This is a genomic window from Microbacterium sp. K35 (assembly GCF_004794375.1).
Taxonomy (GTDB): Bacteria; Actinomycetota; Actinomycetes; order Actinomycetales; family Microbacteriaceae; genus Microbacterium; species Microbacterium sufflavum.
Genome location: NZ_SSDM01000327.1, coordinates 1 through 643 on the forward strand (window position 1 = coordinate 1; position 643 = coordinate 643).

2 protein-coding genes are annotated in these 643 nt (G+C 74.3%); both read left to right on the top strand.

Annotation, left to right across the window (positions count from 1 at the left end):
• On the top strand, positions 1 to 418 hold a 418-nt coding region (gene fliN / locus DW299_RS12820; RefSeq protein WP_136036814.1), incomplete at its 5' end, for a flagellar motor switch protein FliN.
• Between the two features lie 50 nt (positions 419 to 468).
• The coding region (locus DW299_RS12825; protein WP_240745402.1) for a flagellar biosynthetic protein FliO at positions 469 to 643 on the top strand (175 nt) is incomplete at its 3' end.

The following is a 643-nucleotide window of genomic DNA, read 5'->3' on the forward strand; positions in this document are numbered from 1 at the left end:
GGCCGTGACCGCCCTGGGCCCCGGCGTGCTGGGCGAGGCCGCCACGGGCGATGCGTCGGCGCTGTTCGCCGACCCGCACGCGCAGCTGTTCGACCTGGTCGACGAGGGCGAGCGCACGATCGGCCGGCTCGCCGTGCGCATCACCCACCGCCCGGCACGACCCGCCGGCGGCGACGGCCGCCTGCACCGCATCGCCGGTGTGGAGATGGAGCTGACGGTCGAGATCGGCCGCACCCGCATGGCCGTGCGCGACGTGCTCGACCTGGAGCCCGGCCGCATCGTGGAGCTGGACCGTTCGGCCGGCGCCCCCGCGGACGTGAAGCTGAACGGCCGCACGATCGCCCACGGCGAGGTCGTGGTGGTCGACCAGGACTACGCGGTGCGGATCACGCGCATCCTCGAGAACGTCGAGGCCTGACCCTGGACGACCTGCTGCTCGCCCTGCGGGTCGGGCTCTCCCTGGCGGCGGTGCTCGGCCTGCTGTGGTTCCTGCAGCGCCGGGTCGCGAAGAGCCAGTCGCGCAAGCGCGACGCCGAGCCGATCACGGTGCTGGGGCGTCAGGGCCTCGGGGCGAAGGCGCAGCTCGTGGTGGTGCAGACCGAGGACGCCCGCTACGTGCTGGGTGTCACGGAGCACGGCGTCC